Source organism: Pseudophaeobacter sp. 1A09344 (assembly GCF_041008745.1).
Taxonomy (GTDB): domain Bacteria; phylum Pseudomonadota; class Alphaproteobacteria; order Rhodobacterales; family Rhodobacteraceae; genus Phycobacter; species Phycobacter gallaeciensis_A.
In genome coordinates, this window is sequence record NZ_JAXGFS010000027.1 from 1 (window position 1) to 12,859 (window position 12,859).

The 12,859-nt window shown below is 58.5% G+C and carries 11 protein-coding genes; 1 reads left to right on the forward strand and 10 read right to left on the reverse strand.

What is annotated here, in order from left to right:
* The 7 genes from SM765_RS22780 to SM765_RS22810 all read right to left on the reverse strand — a co-directional run.
* The coding region (locus tag SM765_RS22780; protein WP_368981923.1) for a DEAD/DEAH box helicase at positions 1-195 on the reverse strand (195 nt) is incomplete at its 3' end.
* A gap of 5 nt (positions 196-200) precedes the next feature.
* Positions 201-1,508, reverse strand: coding sequence for an ATP-binding protein (locus SM765_RS22785; RefSeq protein WP_368981924.1), 1,308 nt, complete (start codon positions 1,506-1,508; stop codon positions 201-203).
* Positions 1,501-4,017, reverse strand: a complete 2,517-nt coding sequence (locus tag SM765_RS22790) for a TerB N-terminal domain-containing protein (RefSeq protein ID WP_368981925.1) — start codon at positions 4,015-4,017, stop codon at positions 1,501-1,503. Before SM765_RS22790 ends, SM765_RS22785 begins: the two co-directional genes overlap by 8 nt.
* A gap of 116 nt (positions 4,018-4,133) precedes the next feature.
* Positions 4,134-5,420, reverse strand: a complete 1,287-nt coding sequence (locus tag SM765_RS22795) for a Fic family protein (RefSeq protein ID WP_368981926.1) — start codon at positions 5,418-5,420, stop codon at positions 4,134-4,136.
* 101 nt (positions 5,421-5,521) lie between these two features.
* Positions 5,522-5,743 carry a hypothetical protein gene (locus SM765_RS22800; protein ID WP_368981927.1) on the reverse strand — a complete coding sequence of 74 codons (222 nt, stop codon included), beginning with the start codon at positions 5,741-5,743 and terminating at the stop codon, positions 5,522-5,524.
* A 4-nt stretch (positions 5,744-5,747) separates the two neighbouring features.
* The gene (scpB, locus tag SM765_RS22805) at positions 5,748-6,347 is read right to left on the reverse strand and encodes an SMC-Scp complex subunit ScpB (RefSeq protein WP_368981928.1); all 600 of its coding nucleotides are present in this window, start codon (positions 6,345-6,347) and stop codon (positions 5,748-5,750) included.
* Positions 6,348-6,350: 3 nt separating this feature from the next.
* Positions 6,351-7,235 carry a DUF1403 family protein gene (locus SM765_RS22810; protein WP_368981929.1) on the reverse strand — a complete coding sequence of 295 codons (885 nt, stop codon included), beginning with the start codon at positions 7,233-7,235 and terminating at the stop codon, positions 6,351-6,353.
* 113 nt (positions 7,236-7,348) lie between these two features.
* Between SM765_RS22810 and SM765_RS22815 the strand changes: the two genes are divergently transcribed.
* Positions 7,349-8,458, forward strand: a complete 1,110-nt coding sequence (locus SM765_RS22815) for a tyrosine-type recombinase/integrase (protein WP_093455152.1) — start codon at positions 7,349-7,351, stop codon at positions 8,456-8,458.
* Positions 8,459-8,470: 12 nt separating this feature from the next.
* On the opposite strand, the gene repC is transcribed toward SM765_RS22815, so the two are convergent.
* From repC to repA, 3 genes are all read right to left on the reverse strand, one after another.
* Entirely contained in the window at positions 8,471-9,754 is a 1,284-nt protein-coding gene (gene repC / locus SM765_RS22820; RefSeq protein ID WP_093455151.1) for a plasmid replication protein RepC, read from the reverse strand.
* Between the two features lie 160 nt (positions 9,755-9,914).
* Positions 9,915-10,910: a plasmid partitioning protein RepB gene (gene repB / locus SM765_RS22825; protein ID WP_093455150.1), complete on the reverse strand. Its 996-nt coding sequence runs from the start codon at positions 10,908-10,910 to the stop codon at positions 9,915-9,917.
* Between the two features lie 103 nt (positions 10,911-11,013).
* Positions 11,014-12,225: a plasmid partitioning protein RepA gene (gene repA / locus SM765_RS22830; protein WP_093455149.1), complete on the reverse strand. Its 1,212-nt coding sequence runs from the start codon at positions 12,223-12,225 to the stop codon at positions 11,014-11,016.
* Between the last annotated feature and the right edge of the window lie 634 nt (positions 12,226-12,859).

A 12,859-nucleotide genomic window follows, 5' to 3' on the forward strand; every position in this document is an offset into this window, starting at 1 on the left:
AAGCACCTGTGAAATCAACGGCAGGAACGCCGCCTCGGTCTTTCCGCCCGCCGTGGACGCCGCAACGATCAAATCGGCATTGGTTTCGCAGATCGTCCGGATGGATCGCGCCTGGATGTCGCGAAGTTCGCGCCATCCTTTCTGGCGTATCCATTTCTGCACAGGCCTCGCCAGTTTGTCGAACGCATTGCTCATCGGCGTCAGAGCTTGAAGCTGATCAGGTCATCGTCACCGGGGTCTTGGGCGCCAGTCGACTCGTCTACCTCGGTCATGTCTTCGCCGAGGTCTTCGGAGACCTCGATCTTTTCGATCAGATCGCTCCACTCGACACCGGGGTTTTGCTCAAGCACGGAAAGCAGGTTCACGAATGCCGTCACCGTATTACGCGGGGTGCGGAAGTAAGCTTCCCCGATCCGGTCCGAGCAATGCGCCATAAAGGCCTCGAGCGCGTCGTCCGGCAGAGCACCGGCATCGTCCTGCATGATCCTCCGGACATTGGCCAGAAGAACGAAGAGATCTTCAGGGGTCAGGCTGGCCAACCGGACAACGGGTCCTGAAAGGTCGACCAATCCGTCTCGCGCGAAGGTGTTCTCGGCCAAACGCGATTGAAGGGCTTCGTAACTGTATAACCCACGACGGGTGTTCATGAGAAACTCCGGGGTCCCGCCCATGAGAAATCCGAGGTTCTCGGCACTGCCCTGCAGCACATCATTCAGGATCCGGAGAATCTGTTCGTAGTTTGCATTGCGGGCCTGCGACGATGTGAGCTTGTAGAGGTTCACCATCTCGTCGAGGCCGACCAGCAATCCTTTATATCCGGCCTCGCACACGAATGCCGACATTAGCTTCAGATGGTCGTAGACACTGGCATCATCGATGATCGTTCGCACTCCAAGCGCCTTGCGCGCGTCGGTGCGTGTCGCGAATTCACCGCGCAGCCACCTCAGGGCCGCGGATTTCAACTCGTCGTCGCCGGTCTCATGGCCTTCCCAATATCGACGGATGACTTCAGCGAACTCAAACCCCCCGGTAAGTTCTTCGAAGTGGCCAAGGCGTTCACGGATGACAGACCCTGTTGGCAAATCTCGTTCTTCAGCGTCTCTGTGAGCCTGGCTGACAAAACGCTCCACCACACTGGCCAATGCCCCGCCATCGGGTTTTGTCCGCGTCGAGAGGTTTCGGGCCATCTCGGCATACAGCCCCCGAGCTTGTCCGCCAGTCGCGTGAATGCGCCGATCCGGCGCCAGATCGGCGAACATCACGACCAGGCCTTTCTCCAGAGCCACGAGGCGGATCAGGTTCATGAAGAACGTCTTGCCCGATCCGTATTCCCCGATGATGAACCGGATCGCCGATCCGCCATCGGATATCCGGTCCATGTCCTTGACGAGCTCTTCAATCTCTCGGACGCGGCCAACCTGAATATGGCGCAAACCGAGTTTGGGCACGACCCCGGCCCGAAGCGCCTGTACGATTGCATCACGTTCACGTGGTTTCAACTTAGACATCCCTGCCCTCCGCACTCATCTTTTCTTTTACCGCCTCCGCAATTTCCAGAAACACGTCATATCCATCATACTCGTCGAGCAGTGCTTCGTTGTAGGTCTCAAAAGCCCATTCATTCACGACTTCCAAAGCCCCGGATGCCATCAACCCATGCGAGGCGCAGATCGTCTCGAACTCTGTGTCAGACCAATGCTCCCGAGTAACCAGTTCGAGAACAAGGGTGCCGTGTTTCGGGTCAAGCCCCGCCAGCTGGCTTTGGCTGGCGGGCCCAGACGCACCACTTTCTTCCTCTTCGACATCGAAAATCTGACCGAGGACGGACGACACGCGCTCGGTGTCCGAACGGATTGCCGCGATCCGCGAAGCGTCGAGCTTCGGTCCGCTGGCTTTTTCAAGCGCGGGTATCGCTTCGCCCGGGCGACCCGGTTGCGAGGCACGAACGGTGCGCGGACCATCCGCAACTTCGCCAGCATGCAGGTCCGAGTAGGCCAGCGCAGGATCAAGGCCCAAGACCTTGTAGATCTTCTCGATGCGTGCGACTTCGTCGGAGTGAATAATGCCATCGGCATGTGCTGCACCGACCAGCGCTGCCCGCATAGCGGCTTGACTGTCTTGGCCCACCTCCTTCAATTTGCGCCGCAGAAGCGTCATGTCCGGTGGCACGGCCAGGAACCATTCAAGGTTTGCACGCAGCCTGCGGCGTTCCTGATCGCTGAGGGCCGCGGCAGCAACTTGCTCTTCCAACGCCCTGCGTTCAGGCTCCGCGATGCGACCATCCGCATGAGCAACGAACGACCCAAGTGCCAATTCGATTAAGGCGCTTCGATAGCTGTCGGAAACGTCCTCCAGTCGCTCGATAGGCTCGCTCAGACGAAACAGCACAACAGGCTCTTCCGCCTTGGGCGACCGGAGCGCAAACCGAGGGTCGGGCGCCAGACCGAAACCGAGGCGCGCGAGCGCGTCGGCCGCTCCTGTCATTTGCCGTTTCCCGATCTTCTCGTCCGTTTCTCCCTCCAGACGTCCGATCACCTCTTCAAGCGGCACCAATCCCCCCCGATCGACGATATCGGCAGCCCAAGAGTTCAAGCGGTTCATTTCTTCCGATGGGAAGGCATCCCACAGTTCAGAGGGCAATAAGGCATGCGCTTCCACGCTTCCGCGGCCATCAGGGTTTCGGCCTAGGAAGCGACTGAGCTTGTCGAGGTCGTTCATCACCTCGTCAGCCAACTCCTGGGCAATCTCGACCGGTTTGCGCAGACCGGAAATATCCGGGACCGGCTTGCCATCAACGGTTGGGTTGGCAGACCCCTGAAACTCGCTCGAGGCGGCCCTATAAGAAGCCGTGAGTGATTTCCGGGGTTTTGTCACTTTGAGCCCATCAGGAAAACGCCGATCAAACCGCATACGGAAAAGAGCGACGAACTCGTCACGGCACCGCGTCGCGGGAGTTCTCAGATTTGTTTCCGGATGGCAGATGAACCAACTCAGCAACCAGTCAGCCGTCAGGTTCTCGCCTTTGTCGATCCGAGCTCCGATTGCGTATTTGAGTGAGAACGGAAGTTCCCAGCCCTGCTTCTCGAAAATCGGTTCGATAGCGTCGAGGTCGGTTTCGGCAAGCATCGCAATGTCGAGGAACTCACCCAAATAGCGCCTGACGGAGTGGTTGTCAGGGTAAAGTGACTGCAGCCGCCGAACTTCCTGGACGATATCCTTTGCATCTTCGTTCGACTGATCGACGAAGAAGCGACGTTCCAACCCATAAAAATATAGGAACATGTAGCCAGGGTTATACGAGGCATCGTTTCGCCCGCTGGCCAACCAGTCGAGGTAGGTCGCCCGGCACTGAGGTGAGATATCCGAGTACCCCGGCCAGTAGGGCATACCTTCACCAGCTTTGTCGGCTCCAGAGCGCGCGACAGACAGGGATGGATCGATATAGGCTCGGCATTTGTCACGATACCCGTAGGTGTTCAGCAAGGGAGGCGTGCCGACATAGACCATCCCGCCGATATTGCGGCCGGCCACGCTAGCTGTTTCATTAGACGGGACCCACCCGCTTTTCGATGATCGGGCCGATGCGCTCGGTGCTACTCGCGAGGGCAGGTTTCGTTCAGCGGCCGCTGCAAGAGCCGGCGCCGCAGACTTTCCAGCCCGAACGATTTCAGCGTAGTCTTGCTTTGGTGGGGAATAGGCCTGAACGGCAGCCGGCGCTTTGGACGCAATGGGTTCGCGCTCCCGCTCGACACGTTTGTCGTAGGCACTTGGTCGGGCTACCGGCTCAGATCGAGATGTTCGGGTTTCTGAGCTTCCCTCTGCTTGCGCCTTTGCAGCGACTTTCCGCGATCTCCGTTTTTCTTGCCACCAGACCAGAATGACGGGAACACCGAATGCAAACAGCATCTGGCCGCCAACCGGCCATCCCTGAAGCATTGTGGTCACCACGACCATGCATAAGAAAAAATACAGGACGAGAAAAAGTGCAATTCGGAAAAACTTGAGTATTGAAGACATTATCGGAACCCTCTCCGAACCACACTATTTTGGATGCCAATCATTGCAACGACTATCGCAATGATTGAATGCGCTTTTGAGGCGTGGACGTTCTTCGGTCCGGTTCGATCGACGATCTAGCGCAGGTTCACTCCTTTCAGGTCGTCTGGTTTCAGCCGATAGCGGATTACGTTGCCTTCATGGAGCCCCGCGATCTGCTCACGAACGTAAGTGACAACATCCGCTCGATCAGCATCGGGCACGCCAGCAGCCAAAGCCATCTCATCAACCGCATCGTTTCGGAACTCCTTGAACTCGAGAACGCAACGCCGGACCGCGGCGCGAACGAATTCCCGATAGGCAAGCGCAGCCTTTTCCGGGCTATCCACCTCAGCACGAAGAATGCGGTACTTTTCCGCGGACGCCAGGTATGCGTCCATGTAGACCTCGCGCAGCAGCGCGACGTTGTTCAATTCATAGATCCCGATGAGCCCGTCGATATAGTCGCTGTCGTCCATCGTCGTGAACGACATCGGCGCAAGGTCCGACTTCAGAAGCGGGATGTTCGAGGCCACGCGCGAAGTTCGCTTGTTAACGTCGGCAAAGGCCTGGAGGTACGGAATGTGCACCAAGAGGAAAAAGGACTGCTCGAACGGATCGGTGATCTGCGCAGCCTTGTGGAGCAGGATGTCGAACTCCTCTGCGATCGTGACCGCATCGTCGAGCGGTCGATAGCTCGAGTGCGAGATCCCGACCGGCATCGCTCGCAATCGGCCCGACATTGCCGGATCCGCCAGGAGTCCGTCTGAGAGCAGCGCATGAATCGCGAACAGATCGGGACGCCGAAGCCCTATCTCATCGAGATTGTCGACGACATACTGGATGGCTTCCTTATGGTTGAGGATCATCAGGGCTTCTTTTCGATCCTTTCCCGCAGCTTCTTCGCCAAACCTGATCAGTCGCTCGGTCTGCAGAATATCGTAGGTGTTGCCCTCCATCCTGGATGATGCCCAGCTAAGATCAACCAGAAGCTGTTCAAGGATCCGGCGCGCGTATGTTCCGGCAGGAATTGCGCCGCCCTGCGGACGGCCGGCCTCCAACAGTCTTTCGCGGTCTGGTCCAGACAGGTACCAGGTCTTTTCTGGGACGTAGGCGTCGAGAAACTCCGGTCGATAGGATACCGGCGCTCGCCGGTTATATGGCGTCGACAAATGCGCCCGGACGACCGCGCCCCCGGCAATTCTGTATCCTGTCGCCCTGCCCTTGCCGGATACTTCGAGGCGCCCCTCATCCACCATGCGCTTCAAGAGACGCCATACGGTGGTTTCGCTCACATCCCTTGCAATGCCCTTCCGGATGGCATCGCGTCCAGCACCCGGGTTCTCACCGACAAAGTCGAGAATGTCTTGATCCGACAGGGCCATGAAACGATATCCTGCAAGCGTGAAACGATTAGGATATTGATACACCTACACTTTTCCCAGGCGCAAGTTTTCGTTGCGCGGATTTTGCAACGATTCAGGCGTCAGGAAGCAAAAGCCAACTTCGTCAAAAGCACGAAACGATTATCACCTTGAAATTGTGAATATTTCTGGCGTGCCACATAAATCGTTGCGCTGCAGATGAAACGATAACCAGCACGACCGAGTTTGCGCCAAGCATCGGCAACGGAGATCGGCAAGATTCGAAACCATGGTGAGGTAAAACAGTGCTCTCTCAAATCCTTAGCGCCCAGCAAGACCGGCAACTCGCTATCCGAAATCGACTTGTGGTGCTTCGCCCACAACCCCGGCATCCACCAGCTGCTCCCGATCGGGAAGATCGCGGAGGCTATCCAACCCGAAGGCAACAAGGAACCGATCGGTCGTCACAAAGGTATAGGGCGCGCCACGTCGCGGCGACCGTGGCCCCGTCCCGATCAGGTCGCGTTCGTGCAACCGCCCGATCAGATCGCGGCTGATTTCCTTGCCAAAGATGTCCTTTAGCCCGTCGCGTGTGATCGGTTGATGGTAGGCGATGGCGGCCAGAACTGCGACATCGAATTCGCTCAAGTCCAGCAATTGATCCCCGACATCCGCCGCCGCGCGGATTGCGGGCGCATAGGCGGGTCGCGTCCGGAACATCCAGCCGCCAGCGACCTGCGTAACTCCAAAAGCCCGCCCCTCCAGATCGGCGGCGAGGTCCTGAACCAGCAGATCGACCGACGCCCCCTGCCCCACCACTCGCGCCAGATCTTCGCGCGGCACGGGCGTAGCAGAGGCAAAGAGCACCGCCTCGATCCGGCGCATCCATTCGCGCCAGCGCAGCTCGGGCGGTAGGTCAGAGAGCTCGCGATCCAGATCCTCCGCCATCGCTCAGACCCCGTAAAGCCGAAACGTGTCGCGCCCGGTCAGTTCACGCACCGCGCCGAGGTCAACCAACCGATCACACAGCCGCCGCGCAGCCCGATCCGACAGCGGAAGCGCCGTGGGCGCAACGGCGTCCCGCGTCAGGAACATCTCGACCGCGTCGCCCGCACCCTTTGCCCGCAGCTTGGGCGCAACCGCCCGCAGATGCGCCGCCCGCCGTGTAAGGTCGGCGGACAGACGCACGGCCTCAATCACCGAAGAGATCAGCGCGCGATGACAGGCAAGGCGCAGGTCGTCCCCATGCGCGCGCAGGTCCGCGCGCCGCACCCCCGCAGCCAACAGCGGCACCAGATGATCCCAGCCAAACGCCTGCGCCAAAGCCGCATCCGCAAGGATCAGCGCGCACACATCGCCCCGCGGCGCATCGCGCATGACCGCCTCCAACACCATCGCGGCACGGGCGACCGGCGCCCCCTGCCCCGCGTCAAGCCACGCCGCGATCTGCGCCGGTTCCACGCCCGCCAAGGCCCGCCCCAAAGACGCGACCGACACCGGCCGCTCCGCCGCGCGCCGCCACGTCAGATAGGTTTCCCCCGCCGGTCCGGGCAGATCACCGGGGCGCAGCAAATGCACCGCATCGCGCAACTCTCCTGCCCGCTCTGACCGCCCCGAAACCGCGACACAGGCCTCTGCCGCGCGCAGGGCCAGACGGTCCCGCACCAAGGCGTGGGGGACATCGCGACATCCCAACACAAGATGCAGGTGGCTCAGGGCCGCGCCCGACAAAAATGCAACATCTTCAACGGCTTCAACACGCGTCGAGGTGACCCACGTCGGCAAACGGGGTATCGTGTCATCGTCGAACAGGTGATCCGGTCGGGCAAACGTCATGGACCAAGCCTATATCACCACGGCGCTTTCTTCCAGAAAATAGCGATCTAACCGCCCCGCCTTGCTGATCTCCGCTATGTCCAATAAGTTTGCATTATCGGACCTCAAAAGATATGCTCAGCGACATGTCAAAAATGAATGAGAAATCGATCTCAGACGCACCAATCGGGTCTTCCATCAACGAAGACGACGCGAGAGACCCGACATCCAGCGAGGCTCTGACCCTGCCCTCCCATGTGGCCGGCTCAGGTACGCTGGATCGACTGGCCGAGAACGCACGTGATTACGCCAAGGCCTCGACCGCCGAAAACACCAACAAGGCCTACGCCGCCGACTGGAAGCACTTTGCGCGTTGGTGCAGATTGAAAGGCGCGGAGCCCCTACCCCCGTCTCCAGAGATGATTGGTCTCTATCTGACGGACCTGGCCGCGCCGACCAATGGGTCCCCTGCCCTCTCGGTGAGCACCTTAGATCGCCGCCTTTCTGGGCTTGCCTGGAACTACGCGCAACGTGGGTTCGCGCTGGACCGCAAGGATCGCCACATCGCCACCGTCCTGGCCGGCATCAAGCGCAAACATGCGCGGCCACCGGTACAGAAAGAAGCGATCCTGCCGGAAGACATCCTCGCAATGGTGGCCACCCTGCCCTACGACCTGCGCGGCCTGCGTGACCGAGCCATCCTGCTCTTGGGATATGCTGGCGGGTTGCGCCGTTCTGAAATCATCAGCCTCGATGTCGGTAAAGACGATACGCATGATTCAGGCGGTTGGATCGAGATCCTCGGTGACGGTGCTGTGCTGACTCTGAATGCCAAAGCCGGTTGGCGCGAGGTGGAGATTGGCCGCGGTTCTTCGAACCAAACCTGCCCCGTTCATGCGCTGGAACAATGGCTGCATTTCGCGAAGATCGACTTCGGACCGGTCTTCGTCCGCACATCCCGCGACGGAAAGAAGGCCTTGGAAAAACGCCTCAACGACAAGCATGTCGCCCGCCTCATCAAATCCACCGTCCTGAAATCCGGCATTCGCGCCGAGCTGCCGGAAAAAGACCGCTTAGCGCTGTTTTCAGGCCATTCCTTGCGCGCCGGTCTCGCCAGCAGCGCGGAAGTCGACGAACGCTATGTCCAGAAGCAGCTCGGACACGCATCGGCCGAGATGACCCGCCGGTATCAACGCCGTCGCGACAGATTCCGGGTGAACCTGACCAAGGCCGCGGGGCTTTGATCCGCTGCCCCATTACGCCGCCTGCCCGCTGAGCCTACCGTAGAAGCTACGCTCGAGGTGCAACTCCCCTGCCCCGGCCTTCTGGACAATACCACGGAGATAGCCGCCCGGAGACGCGACTTCGCCGGCGCAATGCTTATCGAAGGTCAGAACCAGCGCGGCGGTTGCAATTTGAGGCCCAAGACGAACCTGCGCGAGGTTCCAGGCATGCTCCGAGACGCCAATCATTGGCCTCAACTGGCCAGCAACCCGGTGCAGATCGCCCCAATCTTTGAGATACCCGCCCATATTGCGCGCCCAGGACGCGAATTCGGGACAAGCCTGCATCACAGTCGGCAAATCAAGCGCTGCTCCACGTTTTTTGCGGGTCTCAGCAACCCACTCTTCCAACTCCCTATCAACCTGCTCTTCCGGTGGCGCATTTGGCACCACGCCCGCCGCTTGCTCAGTTTCTGAGCGATTACAGGTTACAGGATTTAGTTGGGTTGTAATTAGTATATGGGGGTCAGAAATGACCTCCCTGGGGTTCATTTTTTGAGTCTTTTCGAAGACTTGTGCCTTGGTTGCAGGCGTGTTTTCCACAGGTTGGACAGCCTCAGTTGCCTTAAGGTAAGCTGCCTCGACACGCTCCTGAAGCTCTTTGAACCAGGTCAAGAGCCGGACAAGCTGTTCGGAAGCTTCGTGGCGGCGCGGAAGCCGGTCCAAAAGCTCTTCGAAGAGCCCCGTGAACTGCGCCCAGGGCCCGCGCAGCGCGTTGCTGACGGCAGCCTCGATCCGCGCCCTGATCATCCGTCGTGCCACCGTGATCTGGCGCTTCAGGCGCTGACAGAGCTCACGTTCGGCCTGTAAATCGGCATGCAACTCCTCGAACTCCTCGACACGGGCCGACAGCGGCGACAGATCGAAGCCGTAGGCCTCGATAATGCGCCCATCGGCGTCCCTGCGCCCCCACCGCTTGCCGTTCGGGCTGTCCTGGAAGGAGATCACGCCGATCTCGGCCAGCCGTCGCGCATGGCGTTTGAGAGCCGAGAGCGAGAAGCCCGTCTGCTCCATCAGATAGGCGTTTGATGCCCAGACGATCGGGCGCTGCCCCTCCTCCCAGTCCTGGGCCTGAGTAAAGGCCCCGAGCGTGTCGAGGAGCATCATGTCTCCGGCCTTGAGGCCAATGTATGCACCGACCCGCTTTACGGCCACGAAGGCCCGCGTCTTGGGTACAGCTAACTGTTCACCGGCTTGGGCAAGCTGCTCTGCAATGCCAAGACCCGGTGTCGGCTTGCGCCAACCTGTATGTTTCATGCCTGTTTCTCACCTCCAGTTATGTGGAGGCAAAAGAAAGCCGTTCGCCGAAGTGGCGTTCTTGTTGACAGTGATTCGCGGGAGAGATATCTTCTAAGCGACCAAACTTTTCAGATTAGCTCTCAGGCCACGCTGCTTGGGGGCTTTTCTTTTGCCTAGATCATTGTTCTGACTGCTCCTCTTTCGTCGCGAGGAATTCACTGTACAGCTGATCAAGCCGGCCCGAGAGAAAATCCCCGAACTCGGTCGAGTCTTGCGCCGTGAGTGAAATGCTGAATGCCTTTCCGGATCGGCCGATGACGCCTTTGATGCGGCCTTTGCCGGCGGTCCAAGTACGTTTCTTGGGCGCGGCACGCGCTTTTCGGCTTTTCGGCGCCCTGCCCGCTTCTGCTAGCTTGCTGTGCAGGAACTCGAAGCGTGCATCGCTGTCGAGACCCTGAAAACCGTCGAACTCCAAAGCTCCTTTGAGGATCTTCTCATTCTTGGGCTCCGAGGCCAACTTCTTGAAATCCTCCCAACGATCGCGCCCGATCTGCTTGGCTGGGCCAATCTGTTCGATGACGTGCCGCGGGACGTTCTGCGCCACTGACAGCATGCGCGAAAGCAAAGTACCGTCAATGGTCAGGGCGGACTGGATCACGTCCTTTGCTTGCCCCATATCCAAAAGGCTCTTCGCAAATAGGGCCTTCTCAATAAATGAGAGATCTGCGCGCGCAGTGTTCTCCTGCCCTTGAGCAAGAATGTGGGCCACGTCGTCCATCGGCTTTACAACTGCGCGAACCTTACGGCCGAGCGCCGATGCAACTCGCACACGGCGATGCCCGAAGACGATCATGTAACGACCATCTGCTTCTGGATGCGGTCGAAGTAAAACCGGTGTGTCCTGGCGACCGGCCGCGATCGATGCTTTCAGTTCGTTGAAAGCAACATCGTCATCACTAAGCCGATCCGAAACGAATGACACATCGATCAATTGCGGATCAATCTCGACTATTGTTTCGCCTTCAAGGAGACGCTTCGAGTTCTCCGCAAGGCTATCAATCGAAACCTTCATCGACTTCGAAGCTCCGCGCATTGCGTATCCGGAGCGCCCGGAATCCTTGGGCTGCTCCGGCGAACCAGCCATGACGCTCTTCAGGAGGTCTTTGCGAGCCATCAAGTCATCTCCACTTCGTTAGAATCCAACCGGCGCGCAGTCTGCATTTCGACAGTTGCACGGCTGTCAAAATTGGCGCTCTGCACGGCTGTCAAAACCACAGTCATTCTCGCCCCCAAGCCTTGTGGATCAATTCGGCGATTTCGTCGTTGACGTCGTTCAGGGAGGTCACTGCACGGTCATAAGTGGTTCGAACGAACTGAGAGCGCTCAACTTCGTAAAGCGTCTGTTTGGTGATCCCAGCGTCGGAGATCGCCGTCGATTTCAGTACAGGAGCCGAAAGCATCTGGTTTGGAAACATCGCCTGGAGGAACCCGACCATCTGCTTTTGAGGACCATCTGTTGGCTCAAACCGCGTTACGAGGTAGCGGAACCACTTCAGGCGCATGTTTGCTCCGGCGTCACGGATCGTCTTCATGATCCCGCCCAGCATCAAAAGAAACTGGCTCATCGACATGACGTCCAGCATCTGAGGATGGACCGTCACAATTACCGAGGAAGAAGCCGTCAGAGCAGTGAGCGTGAGGTAGCCCAGCTGAGGAGGGCAATCGATTACGACCACGTCATAGCGGTCATCAACTTCACTGAGCGCCTTGGATATCCGAGTGAAGAAGGTGCGGCCCTCATGGGGATCGCTGCTCGTCAAAGCAACCGGCGTATCGTATTCGTACTCCTGAAGTTCGAGGCTTGCCGGAACGATGTCTAGGTTTGGGAAGTTTGTCGGCCGGATTACTTCAGAGATGGGCTTGCGCTCATCGTCATACCGGAGCGTCTCATAAAGCGAGGGCACGTTGTCGAGCTCAGGCTGGATACCGTGCAAAGCTGTTAGTGAGGCTTGAGGATCCAAGTCGATCGCAAGAACACGATGGCCCTTCAGCGCTAAATGCTGAGCGAGATGAGCTGCGGTAGTGGTCTTTCCGCTGCCCCCTTTGAAGTTTACGACAGAAACAACGTGCAGTTCTTCGCCAGGCTGTCGATAGGGGACATAACGGCGCCTTCCGGGACGGCCATGCTTGTCCAGATAGGCTCTCAATTCCAGCATTTGCTCAGCCGAGTAGCTGCGCCTGCCGGAAGACGACGTTTCGGGCTCGGGGCCTTTGCCCTCGAGGTGAAGCTTCTTGATCGTCGATTGGGTCACGCCGAGATAGTAGGCAACCTCTGCCAGAGAGAACTGACGTAGACCTTTCTGGGCGTCTGGAGGATACTGTTCCTGTCGCAACATGTTGAGACGGTCAGAAATCAGCTCTCCCTGCTGAAGGATGATCTCGTCGAAGGGTTGATCCTTCGTATCAGCCTCAAAAGACCGTTGTCGCATCTGACTGCCCTCTAAATATCGCTTTTTCAGCGATTTCGCTCATTAAAGTGTCATCTACACGGAAAAATGAGTCTTAACAATGATTTTCGCCCGGCGGCTCGACCCCACCCAATCTGCCAGCGGGCCTAGATGCCTCGACAAACTGTAGTGATCACGGATGGCTCCTACCCAATATCTTGGGATGACCTGTCGTAAGCTCTGACTTCCAGCCAATTAGCGCGTCACATGACCACGACCGCAACCTTATGTTATTATTTATTTTTCCTCCATTGCACGGCTGTCAAAATGCAAGAGGTACTAAGCCTTAAAGTGCGTGGGGGACGACGGAAAAGTCTTCTCCGAAACGGATTGCGTCATCATCTCCCTTATGCCCGATCAGCTTTCAGTTGCTTCCACCAAGCACACCAACCAGTGCGCGCCAACATGCAGGCAATGCATGTCAATGCGAAGGGACGCGGGGGGAAATCGGCTGGGTTGCCCCGGCCGATTCTTTGCGTCACGCGGCGTCTTTGGGGCCCCAGGGGATGACGGCCTGCAGGGACAGATCGTCCTGGTTCGCGGCCTTGCCGAGGTTGGCGTTGAAGCCGTGGTCGCGGATGGTCAGCGTGTAGTAGTCGGCGCCGGTCTCCTTGCT

Excerpts from the sequence above, each read along its gene's own strand:
- repC (WP_093455151.1), bottom strand. The coding sequence starts at position 9,754 with ATGAAACATACAGGTTGGCGCAAGCCGACACCGGGTCTTGGCATTGCA.
- SM765_RS22815 (WP_093455152.1), top strand. The coding sequence starts at position 7,349 with ATGCTCAGCGACATGTCAAAAATGAATGAGAAATCGATCTCAGACGCA.
- repA (WP_093455149.1), bottom strand. The coding sequence starts at position 12,225 with ATGCGACAACGGTCTTTTGAGGCTGATACGAAGGATCAACCCTTCGAC.
- SM765_RS22810 (WP_368981929.1), bottom strand. The coding sequence starts at position 7,235 with ATGACGTTTGCCCGACCGGATCACCTGTTCGACGATGACACGATACCC.
- scpB (WP_368981928.1), bottom strand. The coding sequence starts at position 6,347 with ATGGCGGAGGATCTGGATCGCGAGCTCTCTGACCTACCGCCCGAGCTG.
- SM765_RS22795 (WP_368981926.1), bottom strand. The coding sequence starts at position 5,420 with ATGGCCCTGTCGGATCAAGACATTCTCGACTTTGTCGGTGAGAACCCG.
- repB (WP_093455150.1), bottom strand. The coding sequence starts at position 10,910 with ATGGCTCGCAAAGACCTCCTGAAGAGCGTCATGGCTGGTTCGCCGGAG.
- SM765_RS22790 (WP_368981925.1), bottom strand. The coding sequence starts at position 4,017 with ATGTCTTCAATACTCAAGTTTTTCCGAATTGCACTTTTTCTCGTCCTG.
- SM765_RS22785 (WP_368981924.1), bottom strand. The coding sequence starts at position 1,508 with ATGTCTAAGTTGAAACCACGTGAACGTGATGCAATCGTACAGGCGCTT.